This is a genomic window from Pirellulales bacterium (genome assembly GCA_019636335.1).
Classification (GTDB): domain Bacteria; phylum Planctomycetota; class Planctomycetia; order Pirellulales; family JAEUIK01; genus JAHBXR01.
In genome coordinates this window covers 201,356-219,193 of the sequence record JAHBXR010000007.1, presented here as the reverse complement: position 1 = coordinate 219,193, position 17,838 = coordinate 201,356, and the positions used below count along the sequence as shown (strand labels likewise).

The following is a 17,838-nucleotide window of genomic DNA, read 5'->3' as shown; positions in this document are numbered from 1 at the left end:
TTTTCGCCGAAAGGAGCCCTTGCGATGGCCGAATTCCGAGCCCTACTCGAAACGTTCGAGAATCAATACCCGCAGCGTGACTACACGATCGAGATCGTCTGCCCCGAGTTCACTTCGGTTTGCCCCAAGACGGGGCAGCCTGACTTCGGCACGCTGACGATCACGTATTCACCGGCGGCGAAGTGCGTCGAGCTGAAGAGCTTGAAGATGTACCTGCAGCAATTCCGCAACGAGGGCATCTTCTACGAGCACGCCACGAATCGCATCCTCGATGATCTGGTGGCGGCCATCAGCCCGCGGCGGATGAAGCTGGTGGCGGCCTTTACCCCGCGCGGTGGCATTTCGACCACCATTACCGCGACGCACGAGGCGGCGAGGTAAGTCCGCACACGGGTCCGGCCGACTCTACCAGGAAGACAAGTGGCACAGGCCGCCGGCCTGTGTCACTTGCCCTGGATTGGATGTCGGCCGAAGGTAGCTAGGCGAGCCTGCGGCCGACGTCCGAGATGATGTCGTACATCACATCGAGATAGAGTCGCGCCTCGTCGAGATCCATCACCAAGGGCGGGCTCACGCGTAGCACCTTGCCTGCCAGGGGGCCGAGCAGGTGGATCGCCCGCCCGGTGGCGTCGCCCCGGTAGCAGGCCTCGACGCAAGCCAGCGCCACTTCGTTGGCGGATCGGCTCCCCACGCCGGCGCACTCGACGCCCCAGACGACCCCTTCGCCGCGCACGGCCTCGACGGCGTCGAGTTCTTCGAGACGGCAGAGTCCCGTTTCGATCACGCGCGACAACTCGCGCAGGTGCGCGAGCACGCCGGTCGATTCGAACTCGTCGAGCGTGGCCAACACCGCCGCCGAGGCGAGCGGATTGGCGCTCCACGTGTCCGAGGCTTCACCGTAGTGCATGTTGGCGAAGAGGTCGGCGCGGCCGACGGCGGCGCTCACCGGCACGCCATTGCCCAGCCCCTTGCCCAACACGACAACATCGGGCTCGACGCCATATTCCGTGAAGGCGAACATCGAGCCGGTGCGGCCGAAGTTGGCCTGCACTTCGTCGAGGATGAAGATGATGTCGTGCTGCCGGCAAAAGCGTGCGAGGAGTTGGATGTATTCCTTCTGCGGGTGATAGGAGCCGCCGCCGCCGAGATAGGGCTCGGTAATCAAAGCGCAGATCCGATCCCCCAGTTCCGCGTGCGCCGCGTTCAACTCTGCCTCGTACGGCGCCAGATCGAGCGGCTTCTTGCGCCGCGCGACGCTGCCGCAATCGGTCGTGGGAAAGCTGATGAACCGCACGCGGGGATCGCGATCGGGATCGTTCTCGGTTCCGGTCACCGCGCCGGCCAGCCCCTTCTTGCCGTGAAAGCCTGCCCGGGTGGCGAGCATGCGATCCTGCCCCGGCCGGCGATCGAGCGCGGCCCAGAGGGCTTTTTGAATCGCCTCGCTCCCGCTGGCGGCCCACATAACCTGTTCGCAGCGAGCGCCGCCCGGCTGGCTCTTCAAATTCGCGAGCAATCGCTCGGAGGCCTGCACCTCGAGCTCGGTCAAGGCGTTGTAGGCACTGAGCGTGACGGCCTGGAAGAACTCGCCATCGGTCGGGGCGCTTGTCGAACCGAGATAATCGAGCACGCGCCGCCACCAGCGAGTCGGATTGTGCCCCAGGTTCGTCACCAGCACGCCCGAGGTGAAATCGGCCAGCTTGCGTCCCTCGGGCGTCCAGTGATAACAGCCGGCGCTGCGGGCGAGGACCGCCAGGCTGGGCGTGAAGGTTCGCAAGCTCGCGGGCTCGGCCGCCGCGAGCCGACGACGAATCTCGTTCGACCGATCTTCGCCCGGATGCTCGATCACCTTGACCGCCGAATTCGCCGCGACGTTGCTCATGCTTGCTGCTCGGTTTCTGCTTATCGCTGAGAGATTTCGGAAGGAGTGTTATTACCGCGAAGGCGCAAAGAGCGCGAAGGGACAAAGGATAGAGTTTTCTGAGTTTACGATGGCGGGAATCTAGACTTCAATTCAATCGAGCAACAAGGAAGACCGGAAGATCCGCTTCTTGGTGCAGACTAGTGCTGTGTCAAACCTTGATTTTCGGGTGCAATTGAATCCCAACCCGAAGCGTTAGCGAGGGAATTCCTGCAAAAAACGTCGAGCATAGCGCTCCCTCGCTGACGCTTCGGGTTGGAATGTAGGTTCCCGAGCTTCTGGCTTTGACAATGCATTAGCCAACCCTTCTTCCTTCGCGCCTTCGCGGTCAAACGCGGCCGGAGTAGAGAACTTTTCCTTCGGCGGAACCTGGCTCGAAGAGGACGAGGCCACCCGCCTTGTGGTTCACTTCGACGATGGCGTTTGGCCTGCCCGCGACGTGACTGGCGAGGATGGCTTCCATCGCCTCGACCGTGGCCACTGTCTGCCGGTCGGACGCCAGATCGTTGTAGGACAGCTCGCGGGCCGCTGCTAAGCGAGTGGGCCGCTCGCTCGCCGGGCCGCCGAATTCGACGTGCGCCACCTCGCGGACGAAGCGTTCGAGCACCTCGATGCCGTAGCCGCGCTGCGAGCGTTCGCCCCACGGCTCGAGGAAACGGCCGTTGTAGTGGTTGTTGATCGTCGTCTTGATCTCGTGCGGCGTGCGCCCTTCGATCGTACACTCGATGCCCCGCTTGCGGCTGTGACCGTTCCACACCCCGTTGTCGAAACGGAACTGCACTTCCTGCTCGACATAGCCGGGAAAATTGTCGGGCGTGACCCAACTGGTGTGGATGTCGAAGGCCGCCTCGCGCCCATCGTCGTAGGCGTAGATCATGCGCAACTGCGTTGAATCCCACGTCGGGCCATCGGCCGGACCGACCAGGCCGCGCTGACCGGTACACGAGACCGACTTCAAGCGTCCACCAAACGTAAAATCGATCAGCTTGATGTAGTGTACCGCCACGTAGGTGCCGGGATTGCGACCCACGATCCATTCGGCAAACTGGCTGCCGGAGATCGATTTCGGCTCGAGCAACGTGCAGTAACCGTTGTTCACGTGCTGGAGAAGTCCATCGGCCACCAGCGTGCGGAGCTTCTTGTGGTCGGGGTCGAGCAGCTTGTGATAGACCACCTTGGCCAGCACGTTGTTTCGCTCGGCGATCGATTGCAACTCGTCCAGCTCGGCCAGCGTCAGGACCGAGGGCTTTTCGACCAGCAGGTGCTTGCCCGCCTCGAGCACGGCCTTCGAGGCGGCAAAATGGCGGTCGTCGGGCGTCGCCACGCAGACGAAATCGACCTCGCTCGAGAGCAGCTTGCCGATCGAAGCGGGCTCGGTGACGCTTGTAAAGGGCGCGATGCGGTCCCCCGCCGAGCGGCGATAGTCCTCCGCGCGGTGCCCGGTCTTGCTGGCCACGGCCACCAGCGGCACCTCGACCAGGCCGAACGCGGGATCGTAGAGACCGGCGCGGTGCGTCTGCTCGAAAAAGGGTCGGTAGGTCTCGTCGAAGATCATCCCCAGGCCGACCATGCCGGCGCGCAATTGATGCACGGCCGTCGATCGTCGCGGGGCTGGCGTAGCAGTGTTTGAGTCTGGCATCGGGTCAATGGTAGCGAGGCAGTGCGGCGATTGCCACCGCGCGCGGGAATCCTTGCGCGATGCCCCATGCTGCGGCTGAACTCACGCGCGGCCATCGCGTGAACAGGTCGCACGGCCCCTTGCACGCCGCCAGTCACAGGCCGAGAATAAGCACCCTTCGCTGCCTCGGCTCGATGCCAAGGAAGCAACTCAACTTCGCCGCCACGCAAGGATTTCGACACATGAGCGACCAGCCGAGGGTCATTCTTTCCGGTTTCGCCGACGAGACCGCGCTGCAGAAGACCGCCGTCCAACAGTTTGCCGCGATGGCCGCGCTGGGGCTCGAGTATTACAGCATCCGCTTCATCGACGCCGGCAACGGCATCAAGAACGTGATGCAGTTGACCAAGTCCGAGATCCACACGGTCCGCCATCTCGAAGACGAGTACGAGCTGAGCGTCTCTTCGATCGGCTCCCCCATCGGCAAGGTCAAGCTGCTCGACGTCGACGATGGTACCTCGAACGCGTACATCCCGTTCAAGAAGTATCTGGCCAACGAGGTGTCCCGCGTGTGCGAGATCGCGCATGCGTTCGAGACGAAGTTGATCCGCGGTTTCTCGTTCTACCATCCCCGCGGCACGAACCCGCGCGAGCACCTGCCGCAGGTGGTCGATCAGCTCGGCCAGATCGCCGAAGCCTGTCATCGCTCGGACCTGACGTTCGGCCTCGAGGTCGAGGCGAACCTGGTCGGTCAGAATGGCGAGCTGCTGGCCGAGATTCATCGCCAGGTGAACCATCCGGCGATGGAACTGGTGTTCGACGGGGGCAATCTCGCCTGCCAGGGCTATGGTCCGGCCGAGGTTTACCAGCAATACCTGCTGATGAAGCCGGGCATCGGCTGGATGCACGTGAAGGACTACCACCACCCGCACCCGACGAACGGCAAACTGGGGCACGTCGACGAGGACGCCATCAAGCACTTCGTACCGGCCGATCAGGGGGACAGCGCCTACCAGTTGATCCTGAGCGACTTCCGCGAGATGCTGCCGGCGCTCGAGAAGCGTCTGCGCCGCCGCGGCATCCCGGGCGTGTTTCTCGATTTGGAACCGCACCTCAAGGGGGGCGGCCAGTTCGGCGGCTTCAGCGGCCCCGACGGCATGGGCGTCGCCCTACGCGGACTCTGCCGCGTCCTCGACTTCGCACGCATCGATTATCATCTGTGCGACTTCAACGACATCCGTACCGCACGTGGGTTTTAATCGGTCAAATCCTCACAAAGATCCTCTGCCGGTACATCCAGTAGAGAATCAGCCAGAAGCAGAGCAGTACGGCCGCTCCGTGCAGGAGTGGCACGTAGGGCGTGCCCAGGATCTCGAATGGGGTGTGGCCGAAGTGAGTGTGCAGGCTGCTGCTCACAAAACCTTCGAACTTGGCCAGGCAGTAGGCCACGATCGAGTTCATGCCGATCACGGTGAGCGGGAAGGCCCAGGCTTTGAAACCGATCCAGTCGACGACCGTGTAGAAGCCGGCTAGAAGCAGCAGGCACCAGCCGCCACTTTCAAGCACCCAACTCGGCGTCCAGATGCGCTTCACCGAGGGGCAGAGGCCGTACTCGTTCGAGGCCCAGCCGGCCGCCAGGCAGACAGCACCGACGAGCACGAAGCCGAGCACCTTCTGCCAGCGTAGCCAGTCGAAGCGCAGCACCTCGCCGGCAATTAGCCCGAGGATCATCGTCGCCAGCGTGGGAATGAAGCTCAGCGTCGAGTAGCCGCCACCATTGAACTCGAATGGCTTCGCGCGCGGAAAGAGGTTCAAGAACCAGCGATCGAACGCCCAGGCGAGATTGGTGTTCTTGTTCCAGTGCGCGGCAAAGCCAGTGGCGTTTTCGGCCCAGTCAGGCGAGACGCCGGTCTGGCTCCAGTCGAAGTCGGGCCCCGGCAGCGGATAGAGGGCGAACGCCCCCCAATAGCCAACCAAGATCAGGCCGAACGCCAGCACCTGCATCCACACGGCGCGAAATCCCAGCACGAAGAGAAAGCCATAGCCCAGGCCAATCTGCGTGAGCGTGTCCTCGAAGGTCCAGCGTGTCTGGTCGGCATAGGTCGAGCGGAGAAACACGCCGAGCAAAACGAGAATCAAGGCCCGGCGGAAGGCGTGCCACGTCATCTGCCCCGGGGTTTGCCCCTTGGCCGTGCGTGCGGCGATCGAGAAGGGGAGCGCCACGCCGACGATGAACGAGAAGGAGGGCTGAATCAAGTCGTGCAGCGAGCAGCCGACCCATTCGACGTGCGACTGGTGGTATTCGAGAAAGCTCCACATGGGGTTCTCGGGGAGGGCCGCGGCCACCGCGCCAAAGCTCAAGACCTCGCCCAGCATCAGGAACATGACGAAGCCGCGATAGACATCGAGGCTCGCCAGCCGCTCGGGCAGGAGGGACTGTTTCGCGCGCGCGACTTTCACTTCGCGTTCGAGAGGCGGCTTCGGCGAAGGGTCACGCCTCGGGACGGGACGTTCGTCGGGCGGCCGTACTTCGTAAGAATCTTTGGACATCATGGCCGGCAGTATACAAGCCGGCCGACGTCAACGCTGCAAGCACCAAGAACTGCCGAAATACATCCACCGATGGACGCAGATTCACGCAGATGGGAAAAAAAGGCGGATGCAGGCTGGTCGACCACTACCGCGAATCGGCGGATCGCGCGGTGGTGTGCTTCCACGCAGCCGCCTCTTCGCCGTCCAGACGCAGCGTGAGGCACTTGGCGCTTCCGCCCGACTTGACGAACTCGTCGAGCGGCGTCGCCAGAGGCGTAAAACCGCGCAGCCGCAGCGCGGCGTGCAGCCGCGGACAATCGATATTGGTCACCACGTGCCGCCCCACGACGACGGCATTGCAGGCGAAACGTCGCGCTTCGGACTCTTCGACTTCGATCAACTCGTCGACCAGCTCGCCCAGCGCCCGGCGGCCGTACTCGTCGAACGCGCCGGGGAAATAGATCGCCTGCCCCGGAGCAAGGGGGCAGAAGCAGGTATCGAGGTGATAGTAGTAGGGATCGACCAGCTCGAGCGGGATCACGCGGCAACCCAACAGCGTGCCGATCTGCTGATGGCCCCGTGCATCGCTGCGAATGCGATAGCCGGCAAAGAGGCTATCGCTACAGAAGAGGGCGTCGCCGGCGCCTTCGAAGTAGACGTCGTCGGGCACCTCGCGCAGGCGAAATCCATGCTCGGCGAACCACACTTCGTTGTGCGGCACTTCGCGTTGCCGCTCGTCGTGCCGGAAGCGCGACAGGATGGCCTGATCCTCATAGATCATGGCCGCGTTGGCGGTAAAGACGAGATCGGGCAGGCCCGGCACGGGGGCGAGCAGTTCGATCGTGGCGCCGCACGATGCGAGCATGGCACGCAGGTCGTACCACTGGCGCGTGGCGAGGGTGTGATCGCTCGGCCGCTCGCGGCTCATCCAGGGGTTGATCTCGTACTCGATCCCGAAGTAATCGGGAGGGCACATCAGAATCCGTGGAATCGACATGGCTGTCTCCCTTCTGCTTTAGGCCGGGGCCGTCGACAGTTGAAGCTCGGCCAGCAGTTCGCGCAGGAAGGGCTCGACGTCGGTCACCAGCCCCACGGTCTGGAACGAACCGCGATCCCCCAGCTTGATGACCGTCGAGGGATTGATATCGACGCAGACCACTTTGACCCATGCCGGCAGCAGATTGCCCACGGCGATCGAGTGGAGCGTGGTGGCGATCATCAGGCAGAACGTGACGTCGCGGATCTTGGCCCGCATCTCGCGCTGCGCGACGAGGGTATCGGTAATCACCTCGGGCAGAGGGCCATCGTCGCGAATGCTGCCCGCCAGCAGGTAATCTACGCCATGCCGGACGCAGTCGTGCATGATGCCGGAGGTCAGTTGACCGGTCTCGACGGCCTCGCGAATGCCTCCCGCGCGGCGAATGCGATTGATCGCCCGCAGGTGATGCTCGTGTCCCCGATCGGCCGATTCGCCCCGATCGAGACTCACCCCCAGGCTCGTACCGAACATGGCCTGCTCGATATCGTGCGTGGCCAGTGCATTGCCGGCGAACAAGACATCGACGTAGCCATGACGAATCAATTGGCAGAGATGCCCGCCACTGCCCGTGTGAACGATGGCCGGCCCCCCGACGACGAGAATCTTGCCCTGCGGCCGACGATGGCGACGCAGCTCGTGGGCGATCTCGCGGATGGCGACCCCCTTGGGCTTCTCGGTCGAGACGGCGCTACCCATGAATTCGAAGAGTTGGCGCTCGTGAGCCCGAGCGGGGGGAACGACGCGGATGCCACCATGCCCCACGACGAAGTGGAGGCCCCGTCGCACTTCGACCATCGGCACGCACCAGGCGGCGCGGCGCTGGGCATCGACGGCGATACCGCAGTCCATCTCCTGATCGGCCACCTCGATCCAATCTCCCGCGAGACGGACGTAGGTCTTCTGGTTGGTGGTGCTATAGAAGCCCTCGGGGAAGCAACCGTCGAGGTCGGCCTCGACCAGCCGCACATCGTGCGCATGCGTGGGAACCGCCCCGTGATCGGCGATCACGTGCAGGATATCGGCCAGATGCCGCGGATTGTCGGCCTGCACTTCGATCAGCGCGTGGCTCGGATCGTTGCGCAACTGGCCGACGTCGATCTGCTTCAGGCGGAACGATCCGCCCTGCGCGGTGATCAGATCGAGTACCTTGGGAAGCAGAAAGCTGTCGATGATGTGGCCAGTGAGCTCGACTTCTTCGACGAAATCGGGCGTCGCGTCGCGCGGACCGGCGAGGGGGAGGCTGGCATGCGCGTTCATGTTCGAGTTCTCCGAGGGGGCGCACGCAACGCCATAAGGCCATCGGGTCTTCGAGTTACGGCCGGAACCGGCCCTGGCGAGAGGTGCCTTCCATTCTACGCTGCCATCGGACGGAAGGGGCTCACTCGAGCCACGGCCGGGTGGCGCCGCGCGGCCGTAAGTTAAATCTAGGCCACAACTTCACAACCTCAGAGGTAATCTCTATACTGACTCGTCTTGTCGCTGGACCGCTGGCCTCCGAAGTAAGTGGCCGCGGATCGCCAACCGTACTTTGTCGGGACGAAGCACACGCATGACAGACGAAAACAAGCAGGATCACTGGGCCTCACTGGCGTCGGACCTGGGAGCCGAAGCCACGCCGGAACTCGATCGCCCCACCCCACCCGCGCCGGCCCCCCCACGACCCGTTGCCAAGAAAGAGCCCGTGCCTCGGCCTGCACCGGCACGTCCGACGTCGGACTGGGGAAGTTTGGCGGGGGAGTTGGGATTGGCTCCCACGGAGTTGCCCGCCGAACCAGCCAGCGAACCTCGCGCTGCCGAACCGACGCCTCCCGCGCGTCCGGAGCCGACGGATCGCGACGAATCGCACCGCAGCGATCGCCACCGCGAGGCGGAAGCCGCAGAGGAGTCGTCCGCGTTTGGTTCGGGGCTCGATGAAGAAGCCCCTGCGCGCCCCGCGCGCGAGGAGCGTCCGCGTGAAGCGCGATCGGAACGTTCGGGCGAACGCGGCCGTTCGCGCGGCGGGCGTGGCGAAGGTCGTCGCGGTCGCGGCGATCGATCTCGCGAGGATCGCCCCCGCGAAGAGCGTTCGCAGGGCGAAGGTTCACGCGGAGAGAGCGACCGTGGCGAAGGCTCGCGTGGTGAAGGCCGTGGCGAGGGGTCTCGCCGTGGCGCCGCGCGTGGCGAGAGTCCACGCGGCGAAGCTCGCCCCGACGATCGTTCCCGCGAAGAACGTTCGATTGAAGAACGCTCGGGCGAAGAGGGTTCAGGGGGACGTCGCCGTCGCCGTCGCCGCCGTCGTCGCCGTGGCGAGGGAGCCACTTCGCCGGCGCCCGCAGCCGATCTGCCCGTCGAAAACTATTTCGACGAAGAGGTCGACGAGTTCGATCTGGACGTCGATGAGGTCGCTGCCACCACCGAGATCGACGAATTCGGTTACGTGACGCCGCAGATCGTCGATGAGGATGAGGCGGCCGAGCATGATACGCTCGACAGCGAGGGCACTAGTGACGAAGACGAAGCACCGCGCAAGCGGCGCCGCCGTCGTCGCGGACGTGGCCGGCGTGGTCGCGATCGTCGTGAGGAGTCGGAAGACTCTCGCGAGAAAGCGCCGGCCGCCCGTCGTGAAGAGCCGGACGAAGAAGAAGAAGAAGAAGAAGAAGAAGACGATGATCGCAATGAAGTGGAATCGTATGGCGACCCCGATGCCGATGAGGGAGACGACCACGCCGATCTCGGTCGTCCCAACCATCGCAACATCACCTCCTGGGCCGAGGCGCTCGATCACATTATCTCGGCCAATCTGGACTCCCGCGTGAAGAACCCCAATGGCGGCGCACCACGCGGCGGTCGGGGACGGCGTGGCGGACGTGGACGGCGGCCCAGTCGCTAAAATGCTTGGCGCACAGCGTGCATTCCAAGCGTTGGCGCTAGATCGTGGCGTCTCGCATTCGCACGTCGAACGGGCAAGTTCTGCATACTTAATACTTAGACCTGCTCGGGCACGACGTACGGCGCCCGGTACTCGCGTTTGAGCAGCGCATTGGCCCGATCGTTGTCGACGCACGTTTCGGTAGCCGGATCGATCAGCAGCTTTTCGCCCCCCAGGCGATAACTGATGTTGGCGTATTGGCACAAGAGCGTGCTCTTGTGTCCTTCTTCGATATCGGCGCTCGGCCGACGATGCTCGCGAATCGCGTCGCAGAAGTCCTGCTTGTGCTCGGGGTCGGGGAAGGGACCATTGTCCGCTGCCACGACGACGGGCTTGCGCTGGTGCGGTCGGGTAAAGACTTGCCAACCGCAGCCGTGACGCCCCAGCACCATCAGACCTTCGCTACCGTAGATCTCGATCCGTTCGGCGTTCTGCGGCCAGTGCGGAAAATCGTCGCTGTCGCGCAGCTCGGCATCGCTCTTGATCATGTAGGGCGTGTTCAGCGTCAGCTCGAAGGTGAGCAGCAGATCGCCGTAATCGTACGTGGCGACCTGCGTGTCGGGCGTATCGAGGGCCCCCGGCTCGTAGCGTCCCCCGACGGCATAGACCGACTTCGGATAGTCGCGGCCGATCATCCACCGCGCCAGATCCATCTGATGGACGCCGTCGTTGATGATGTCGCCCCCCGAAAACTTCCAGAAGTGATTCCACGTGCCGTGCTCGACCGTGTTGTAAGCTGCCTGTGGCGCGGGTCCGGTCCACATGTCATAGTCGAGCGTTGAGGCGGCCTCGCTGTTGGGCACCGCCGGCACGTTGCCCCAGCCCTTCTGGTTGTAGACGCGGACGAGTTGAATCTTGCCGAGCTTGCCCGAGTCGATGTATTGCTTGGCGCTCTTGTTGTAGGGGGCGCTGCGATTCTGAGTGCCGAGCTGCACGACTCGATCGTACTTGCGCGCGGCCTCGACCATCTTACGCCCTTCCCAGGGACTGTGGCTGGCCGGTTTCTCGACGTACACGTGCTTGCCCGCCTGGCAGGCCCAAATCGTGGCCAAGGCGTGCCAGTGATCGGGGGTGGCAATCACGACGGCATCGACCGATTTGTCGTCGAGCGCGCGGCGGAAATCTTGCACGGCCCGGGGGGCTTTACCCTGCGCACTTTCGACCGCCTGGCCCCGCGGCGCATGCCATTGCGTATCGACATCGGCGATGTAGGCCACCTCGCAATCGGGCCGCGCGGCAAAATCGGGGGCTAGCACGCTACCGCGTCCCTTGAGCCCCACGACCGCCAGCACCAGCTTCTCGTTCGCCGAAACGGCCCGCACTGGGCGGGGCGCCGTCCAGATCGCCCCAGCCGCGGCGAGTCCCAGGCCGGCTTGGGTCGATTGCTGCAAGAATCGGCGTCGATCGAGCGGCTGCATGGCGTGCCTTTCAGTGGTCAGTGGTCAGTGGTCAGTGGTCAGTGGTCAGTGGTCAGTGGTCAGTGGTCAGTGGGCAGTGGTCAGTGGTCAGTGGTCAGTGGTCAGTGGTCAGTGGTCAGTGGTCAGTGGTCAGTGGTCAGTGGTCAGTGGTCAGTGGGCAGTGGGCAGTGGGCAGTTGGCAGTTGGCAGTTGGCAGTTGATGCGGGAGAAGGAGGGGTTGGTATGTGCCCGCGGAACTATCGTTGATGCCAGATTTCGCCCCTACTATGAAACCCTGCGGTGTGGCGTGTCAAGAAAAAGGCCGGATCGAGTTGTCATTCTCTCGAGACGGCAATCGAGAAGTGAGACAAGCAGCCAGCCTGTGCAGCGAGAACTCGAATGGTACAACCAGTGCTCGTTCCACGGAGAATCATCTGCAATGCCCGACCCCAAGCTCGCTGCCGTCATCCGGATGTTGCGTTCGCGGCCGATACCACCCCATCCGGATCTGGCGTTCTTTCGCGCGAACTTCGACCAGATGATGTCCGAGGTACGACACAACAAGCTCATCGCGCACGAAGCGGCGTTACTAGGGGGAGTGGCCGGCGAGTGGATCGGCTCCGACAACACGATCCCGGGCCGCATCCTGCTCTACCTGCACGGTGGCGCCTACGTGATCGGCTCGGTGGCGGGATATCGCGAGCTGGTACTACGCTTGGCCACGGCATGCGCGGCGCGTGCGTTTGCCGTCGATTATCGTCTTGCGCCGGAACATCCCTTTCCCGCCGCCGTCGACGACGCCGTGGCGGCGTATCGCGGCCTCTTGGAGTCGGGCGTCGAGCCACGTCGGATCGCCATCGCGGGGGATTCGGCCGGTGGCGGACTGACGCTCGCCACGCTCGTGGCGCTGCGTGACTCGGGCATCTCCTTGCCGGGGGCCGGAGTGCTGCTTTCCCCCTGGGTCGACCTCGAATGCCGCGGCGAATCGATGACGACGAGGGGGGCGGTCGACCCGATGATCTTGCGCGACCCGTTGCTTCAGATGGCCTCGATGTATTTGGCAGGGGCCGATCCTCGTACGCCCCTGGCGTCGCCACTCTATGCCGATCTAGCCGGCCTGCCGCCGCTGTTGATTCAGGTCGGAACGTGCGAAATGCTCTTCGACGATTCGACGCGGATCGCTGCACGAGCCGAAAAGGCCGGCCTCGACGTGCGGTGTACGATCTACGAAGAGATGATCCACGTCTGGCACTTATTCCCGCTGCTCGACGGGACCCGACGGGCGATCGCCGAAATTGGTCAGTTCGTCAACGATCGTCTCTGAGAACAAGCGATGCGCGAACGCTGTTGCTTCCTGCTGATGCTCCTGACAGCGGTTCTCGCCGGCTGTGGACGCTCGACGACCGAACCGGCACACCTCGTCGAAGAACGTTGGCCTGACGGTTCTCTTCACATCCGCCGATCGGTCGTCAGCGACTGGCGTGGCGAGGAGATCCATCACGGGCCGGTCGAAGTGTGGTACGAAAACGGCCGGCAGCGCTCGATCGGCCACTGGCAGCACGGCCGCAAGCATGGGCTGTTTACGTACTGGTACGAAAACGGCCAGAAGAAGATGGAACTGACGAACGTCGAGGGACGCGCGCACGGCCGAGTCATGGAATGGTCGGCCGACGGCCAGGTGATCCGCGACGAAGAGTGGCGCGACGGCAAACGAGTGGCAAACTGACTGCCGATCGTTACCACCAAGCTTGGCACGAAGCGTGCGACCACCTACCGGATCGGTAGCACCTGGATTTGCCTTTGGCCGATTGACCAATGCGATTTGCAAACGCTGGGTGGGCTGGGCGGTTAACTATTCGGTCGCACTGCTCGCAGTCTCGCCAGCGAGAGGAACTCGATGGGGAGCGACGTGTGCCCGTCGACTGCCAGATCGGCCAACGCCTCGCCCAAGACCGAGGTGAACTTGAATCCGTGCCCCGACAGGCCGGCACAAAAGAAGACGGCCTCGCAGGCGGGGTGCCGATCGATGATAAAGTGCTCGTCGGGCGAGAGCGTATACATGCAGACCGAGTGCCGGGTGCGTGTGTCGCTTACCGCCGGCAGGTAACGTTGGAGGAACATGCGCACGCGCTGTTCTTCGTCCGCGTCGATCTCTCGATTTACCATCAGTGGATCGACGACGCGATGCCCGCCGGTATGCTCGGCCACCTTCAGCCCGTCGGCATCGAAGCTCGGAAAGCCGTAGAAGATCCCTGCCTCGTCCTCGACCAGGAAGGCCGGGAATCCTGCCGCGCGCGTGAAATGCTCGGGGGGCGCCTCGTACCAGAAGACGCTCTTGCGCCGCACGACTAGCGGCAGGCCCAAGTCCGCGAGTACCTGCGAGGTCCAGGGTCCGGCGGCAATCACCAGCCGAGCCGCCTCGAACGGGCCGGCGTCCGTGTCGACGACGACGCCCGAACCTTGCCGGCGCCAGGCGCGCGCGGACACCCCGGTACGATGCTCGGCCCCGAGACGGATCGCCTCCTCCAGATGGGCTCGCACGCATTCCTCGACCAGCAGACATCCGGCGCGACGCTCGAAGATGCCGGAGAGCGGCGTGGGAGCGTTAAATTGAGGGAATCGCGCGCGTAGCTCGGCGGGTGAAAGCTCATCGATGAAGAGACCATGCCGGCGGGCACTCGCACGCACGCCCGAGAGGACGACGCCCCGGGCCGGGCCGATCTGCAGCAGCCCCGTCTCATGCAAGAGCGTTTGTCCGCGCCGGGCCGCGAGCTCGGCCCAGCGTTCATAAGCTCGCAAGACCAGCGGCACGTAGTCGGAATGCTCGAAGTACGCCTGCCGGATCAAGCGGGTCGAACCGTGCGAGCTCCCCCGGTCGTGAGCGGTTGGAAAGCGATCGAGCCCCAGCACGCGCTGGCCGCGCCGGGCCAGTTCGAAGAGCGCCGCACTGCCGACTCCGCCAGTTCCGAGCACGATGGCATCGTAGGTGGGCATGAGAATCCGATGAGTCTATTGCTGCAGCTTTCGGGATCGCTCGAAGCGATGAATGAGCACGGTCAAGTCGTCCGCCAGAATCTCATAGCAGGCAACGAGCGGACCTTCGCATACCGCCCACTGATTCGGATCGCCAATGAAGTATCCCTGGTAGGGATCTCGAGCAAGCTCCGCGTCAATCCGATTGGCGGCGCGTGAGATCTCGGTGCCTGCACTTTGCGCAGCAGCTTCCGTCCAAATCGCGGCCAGCATGGCCTCGGCGTCTTGGACGGTGATGACTTGGAACCGCTGCCCCGGTTTGGCCACGCTAGTGCTCGCTGAATCTCGCTTCCAATTCTTCGATCACCTCGCGCAGCGGACGGACAGTCCCGGGATTGTCGCTGCTTTTCTGAAGTTCTCTTCTGAATTCCACCGTAGTCAGCCTGAGACGCAGGTCGGCGGGAACCAGGTAACCGACGACTTCTCCTTGTGCGTCGCAGATCGCAAGCTCTTCGTCCGTCGTGGCGAACTGTTGTGCAAGCTGGTTGAGTAGTTTCTTTCGCTCATCGAGCGAGAGCCGCTTCAATAACTCCATCGCCTGCTCGGCCGTGTTCACGGATTGCTCGCCGACGCGCGGGGGCATGGTCGCCTCCCTTGTTGAATGAGAGTGGACTGCCGAAAAGGGACGTTCGCCCGGCTGGCCTCCCTCCCATTAAGGATAGGCCGCCGCATGCGACGAGTACAGATGCCGCTCGGCCCACGTCACAAAATCGCCCGCCGAACTAGTTCGCCTTCACCTTGAAGGTGGTCGAGGACTGGCCGACCTTCTTCCCCAGCGTATCCTCGATCGTCAGTTGCAGCGTGTACTGGCCATCGTAGATGCGCTCGGGCATCTTCAGGTAGTAGGTCATGAAGAAGTCGCGGCGACGATTGCGGCAATGTTCCTCGGTGAGGGGGAACTCGTGCTCGTCGACGCGCTGACCTTGCGGATCGAGGATCAGATAGCGGCTTTTCAGGGCCGTGTGAAAGCCCTCGGCCGAGGGCTCGCTCTTGAAGTTCTCTACCTCGGCGTACAGCACCACCGTCTGGCCTGGCTGGAACTCCTCGCTGGCGAACTTCTCGTACACGCCGTAGCTCTTCACGTCGATGCAGAAGCAGAGATTACGCACCGCAATGGGACTCGATTCGGCCAAATGCCCCGAGGCCTCGTTCAAGGCCAGCAGCGCCGCGGCAGCGCGGGCCGTCGCGTCGGGCGTGCTCGCGCGATCGAGATACGTCGCCAGGCCAAACAATTCCTGCGACCAGAAGTTCTGTTCGGCGGGTGTGGCGCCGGCGATGGGCTTCATGGCGTCGTCGCGCCGGCCGGCCACCAGGTACATCAGCCGCAGGTAGGCATCGCGGCGCACGTCGTCCTCGGGTGAAACCGACGGTGCGCTCTCGGCCGCTTGAATCGCGGTCGTCAGTTGCGACTGCCAGTCGACGGGAATCGCGGCGGCAGGAGTTGCAGCGGCCGCGGTCGAGGCCGCCACTGGAGTCACCAGGGTCGCAGGCTGCACCTGCTCTGGCTCGTTCACAGGCATGGTGGCCACCGCCGGCACGACGGCATTCGTCGCTTCACCGGCCGGCGCCGTGGCAGAGGCCTGAACCACTTCGCTCGTGGGCAGCAGGGTGGTATTGGTGGGTGGAAGTCGATCGACTCCCGGCGTCGTCTGCGCCAAGGCATTCACGGTTTGCTGGCTGGCAGGATCGAGTGGATGCGCTGCGGCCACGCCTTGCGCCGGCAGGATACGCGGCGGCGGTACGTCGCGCGGCATCGTCGCGAGGGCTTCGGCCGGCACGGCCCCCTGCGCGGTCGGCGTGGCGACGCCTGCGGCGCGGCGCTGGTAGGCGAGCGTCGCTCGGAACGATTGCACCAGCCCAGGCCAGAGCGCCGGATCGGTGTTCTTGAGATCCTCCATGAGCTGATTCTGCATGGCCGGATCGATGGCGCCGAGCGTTTGCAATTCGGCCATGATTGCCGCCATGTCTTGGGGCGGCAGGTTTTGCGCGCTGATCGATTCGGCAGGGGGGGCGATATTGCTGCCCGCGCGGCGTTGCTTCTCGATAGCGGCGGTGTCGGCAACGGAACCACCCGCGGCGAGCACCTCGGCGTCGGTGGTCGGGGCTCGGCCGCTCTTCGATTGGCGCGTGCCGTCTTCGACGCGTGGCACGTGGTGCGGCATGGCGCAGCCCGACCAACTGACCAGTGCCAGCGCAGTCAGCCAGACGGCTCGCTTGCGAAAGTGCATGCCGACCTCGAATTTCATCACGAACATTGCACGAAAGCGACCGCGAACGCGGCAATCGGCGACGTGCTTGCCCCGGGGAATGGATCGGGGGCGAACGATAAGGAAATCGCCGCGATGCGGCAAGGTCGATCATCGGCTGAGCGAGGCCCGCTTCAATGCTGTCATGTCAGCGAAGTGGGAGAGACTCAGGCGGGCTGCCTGGCCGGGTCAAGATAGATAAAGCTCTTGCCCAACCGGCCGCCGTAATTGCCGGCCGAAATGCGCACCAGGCCGGGAGTATCGACGCTCGCCTCGATGGCGGCCTGGGTGGCCCGCACGATCGTCGCCAGATCGCGGCCGTTGAGGATGATCTCCATGATCGAGTGTACCCCCGCGGGCACGCCCGATTCCGCTCCCAGCTTCTCGCGCAGCGTGGGACAGAACTTTTCGTAGGTGCTGGCGACGGAGAACGAATAGCTGCTGCCAGCCTTTGATCCGCTGCTGGCGATCCCGCCCGGAAAGGGCATGACTACTCCCGCTACCTTGGCCGCGGCGTCGCGTCCTCGTTCGGCAGCCAGCAGGGCCGCGTCGACGTCGCGCCCCAGGTACCACAGGTTGCCCCCCATCAGACCATCGGCAAAGCCGAAGCGCCGATCGATCGTGAATTCGCCACTGAGGATCGGCACGACCCACACGCGACGGCCGAAGCGCACATCGCGGAACTGATAGCCATCGCCAAAAAAGGCGAGCTTGCGGCCGAGCTTGTAGTAGGGATCCGAATCGAGCAGGTTGAAGCAGGCAGTGGTAGGGCAGGTGAGCACGTTCTGACAGATGCGCGTGAGGAGCGATCGCTCGAGCGCCTCGACCCGGTCTTTGCGAAACCGCGGCACGTGCAGTTGCACGACGGCGCCGGGGCGACCGTCGGGAGTCTCGAGCGATCCATCGCCGCCGGGCCCGACATAACGATCGAGCCCCGCCTCGCAATCGCACATGATCGTGCTCGACGCGTGGCCCGTCACCGCCGCGATCGAATGGTCGAGCCACGTCCGGTCGCGGGCCGTGATGAGAAATTCCGCGTACAGACTGCGAAAGGCTTCGGCATAGGTATCGTCAACAATCGCGCGGCGAGAATCATCCATGTTGTCTTGCTACCTGCCACGTCCTGGGACGGCCGTCGTCGGTGCTG

Annotated in this window: 16 protein-coding genes; 5 read left to right on the top strand and 11 right to left on the bottom strand. The window is 63.9% G+C overall.

The genetic code is table 11. The features are described 5' to 3' along the window. Positions 1–24: 24 nt before the first annotated feature. Positions 25–381 carry a preQ(1) synthase gene (queF, locus tag KF708_09615; protein ID MBX3412934.1) on the top strand — a complete coding sequence of 119 codons (357 nt, stop codon included), beginning with the start codon at positions 25–27 and terminating at the stop codon, positions 379–381. Positions 382–478: 97 nt separating this feature from the next. Here queF and KF708_09610 read toward each other — a convergent pair whose 3' ends face one another. Continuing rightward, positions 479–1,879: an aminotransferase class III-fold pyridoxal phosphate-dependent enzyme gene (locus KF708_09610; GenBank protein ID MBX3412933.1), complete on the bottom strand. Its 1,401-nt coding sequence runs from the start codon at positions 1,877–1,879 to the stop codon at positions 479–481. A gap of 367 nt (positions 1,880–2,246) precedes the next feature. Beyond that, positions 2,247–3,509 (bottom strand): Gfo/Idh/MocA family oxidoreductase, encoded by a 1,263-nt coding sequence (locus KF708_09605; GenBank protein MBX3412932.1) that lies wholly within the window; start codon positions 3,507–3,509, stop codon positions 2,247–2,249. Between the two features lie 269 nt (positions 3,510–3,778). Between KF708_09605 and KF708_09600 the strand changes: the two genes are divergently transcribed. After that, a complete protein-coding gene (locus tag KF708_09600; protein ID MBX3412931.1) occupies positions 3,779–4,795 on the top strand; it encodes a sugar phosphate isomerase/epimerase in 1,017 nt (338 codons plus the stop codon). A gap of 4 nt (positions 4,796–4,799) precedes the next feature. On the opposite strand, the gene KF708_09595 is transcribed toward KF708_09600, so the two are convergent. The 3 genes from KF708_09595 to KF708_09585 form a co-directional block, all read right to left on the bottom strand. Continuing rightward, entirely contained in the window at positions 4,800–5,996 is a 1,197-nt protein-coding gene (locus KF708_09595; protein ID MBX3412930.1) for a DUF5009 domain-containing protein, read from the bottom strand. Between the two features lie 217 nt (positions 5,997–6,213). Beyond that, complete coding sequence (locus KF708_09590) at positions 6,214–7,065, bottom strand: amidinotransferase (GenBank protein ID MBX3412929.1); 852 nt, start codon at positions 7,063–7,065, stop codon at positions 6,214–6,216. 18 nt (positions 7,066–7,083) lie between these two features. Continuing rightward, the gene (locus tag KF708_09585) at positions 7,084–8,364 is read right to left on the bottom strand and encodes a TIGR00300 family protein (GenBank protein MBX3412928.1); all 1,281 of its coding nucleotides are present in this window, start codon (positions 8,362–8,364) and stop codon (positions 7,084–7,086) included. Between the two features lie 292 nt (positions 8,365–8,656). Between KF708_09585 and KF708_09580 the strand changes: the two genes are divergently transcribed. After that, complete coding sequence (locus KF708_09580) at positions 8,657–9,976, top strand: hypothetical protein (GenBank protein MBX3412927.1); 1,320 nt, start codon at positions 8,657–8,659, stop codon at positions 9,974–9,976. 95 nt (positions 9,977–10,071) lie between these two features. Here the strand turns inward: KF708_09580 and KF708_09575 are convergent, their stop codons facing one another. Further along, positions 10,072–11,433: a Gfo/Idh/MocA family oxidoreductase gene (locus tag KF708_09575; protein ID MBX3412926.1), complete on the bottom strand. Its 1,362-nt coding sequence runs from the start codon at positions 11,431–11,433 to the stop codon at positions 10,072–10,074. A 418-nt stretch (positions 11,434–11,851) separates the two neighbouring features. On the opposite strand from KF708_09575, the gene KF708_09570 reads away from it, so the two are divergent. Continuing rightward, positions 11,852–12,736, top strand: a complete 885-nt coding sequence (locus KF708_09570) for an alpha/beta hydrolase (protein MBX3412925.1) — start codon at positions 11,852–11,854, stop codon at positions 12,734–12,736. Between the two features lie 9 nt (positions 12,737–12,745). Then, the gene (locus tag KF708_09565) at positions 12,746–13,138 is read left to right on the top strand and encodes a hypothetical protein (protein MBX3412924.1); all 393 of its coding nucleotides are present in this window, start codon (positions 12,746–12,748) and stop codon (positions 13,136–13,138) included. 122 nt (positions 13,139–13,260) lie between these two features. Here the strand turns inward: KF708_09565 and solA are convergent, their stop codons facing one another. The 5 genes from solA to fhcD all read right to left on the bottom strand — a co-directional run bounded on the left by solA (position 13,261) and on the right by fhcD (position 17,791). Continuing rightward, entirely contained in the window at positions 13,261–14,406 is a 1,146-nt protein-coding gene (gene solA, locus KF708_09560; GenBank protein MBX3412923.1) for an N-methyl-L-tryptophan oxidase, read from the bottom strand. A 15-nt stretch (positions 14,407–14,421) separates the two neighbouring features. Beyond that, on the bottom strand, positions 14,422–14,712 hold the full coding sequence (locus KF708_09555) for a hypothetical protein (protein ID MBX3412922.1): 291 nt from the start codon (positions 14,710–14,712) through the stop codon (positions 14,422–14,424). Position 14,713: 1 nt separating this feature from the next. Then, positions 14,714–15,028, bottom strand: a complete 315-nt coding sequence (locus KF708_09550) for a hypothetical protein (protein MBX3412921.1) — start codon at positions 15,026–15,028, stop codon at positions 14,714–14,716. Positions 15,029–15,167: 139 nt separating this feature from the next. Beyond that, positions 15,168–16,691: a hypothetical protein gene (locus KF708_09545; GenBank protein ID MBX3412920.1), complete on the bottom strand. Its 1,524-nt coding sequence runs from the start codon at positions 16,689–16,691 to the stop codon at positions 15,168–15,170. Positions 16,692–16,858: 167 nt separating this feature from the next. Beyond that, positions 16,859–17,791, bottom strand: coding sequence for a formylmethanofuran--tetrahydromethanopterin N-formyltransferase (gene fhcD, locus KF708_09540; protein ID MBX3412919.1), 933 nt, complete (start codon positions 17,789–17,791; stop codon positions 16,859–16,861). Positions 17,792–17,838 lie beyond the last annotated feature (47 nt).

Excerpts from the sequence above, each read along its gene's own strand:
- KF708_09570 (MBX3412925.1), top strand. The coding sequence starts at position 11,852 with ATGCCCGACCCCAAGCTCGCTGCCGTCATCCGGATGTTGCGTTCGCGG.
- KF708_09600 (MBX3412931.1), top strand. The coding sequence starts at position 3,779 with ATGAGCGACCAGCCGAGGGTCATTCTTTCCGGTTTCGCCGACGAGACC.
- KF708_09585 (MBX3412928.1), bottom strand. The coding sequence starts at position 8,364 with ATGAACGCGCATGCCAGCCTCCCCCTCGCCGGTCCGCGCGACGCGACG.
- KF708_09545 (MBX3412920.1), bottom strand. The coding sequence starts at position 16,691 with ATGAAATTCGAGGTCGGCATGCACTTTCGCAAGCGAGCCGTCTGGCTG.
- KF708_09580 (MBX3412927.1), top strand. The coding sequence starts at position 8,657 with ATGACAGACGAAAACAAGCAGGATCACTGGGCCTCACTGGCGTCGGAC.
- solA (MBX3412923.1), bottom strand. The coding sequence starts at position 14,406 with ATGCCCACCTACGATGCCATCGTGCTCGGAACTGGCGGAGTCGGCAGT.
- KF708_09575 (MBX3412926.1), bottom strand. The coding sequence starts at position 11,433 with ATGCAGCCGCTCGATCGACGCCGATTCTTGCAGCAATCGACCCAAGCC.
- KF708_09565 (MBX3412924.1), top strand. The coding sequence starts at position 12,746 with ATGCGCGAACGCTGTTGCTTCCTGCTGATGCTCCTGACAGCGGTTCTC.
- queF (MBX3412934.1), top strand. The coding sequence starts at position 25 with ATGGCCGAATTCCGAGCCCTACTCGAAACGTTCGAGAATCAATACCCG.
- KF708_09610 (MBX3412933.1), bottom strand. The coding sequence starts at position 1,879 with ATGAGCAACGTCGCGGCGAATTCGGCGGTCAAGGTGATCGAGCATCCG.
- KF708_09590 (MBX3412929.1), bottom strand. The coding sequence starts at position 7,065 with ATGTCGATTCCACGGATTCTGATGTGCCCTCCCGATTACTTCGGGATC.
- KF708_09550 (MBX3412921.1), bottom strand. The coding sequence starts at position 15,028 with ATGCCCCCGCGCGTCGGCGAGCAATCCGTGAACACGGCCGAGCAGGCG.
- fhcD (MBX3412919.1), bottom strand. The coding sequence starts at position 17,791 with ATGGATGATTCTCGCCGCGCGATTGTTGACGATACCTATGCCGAAGCC.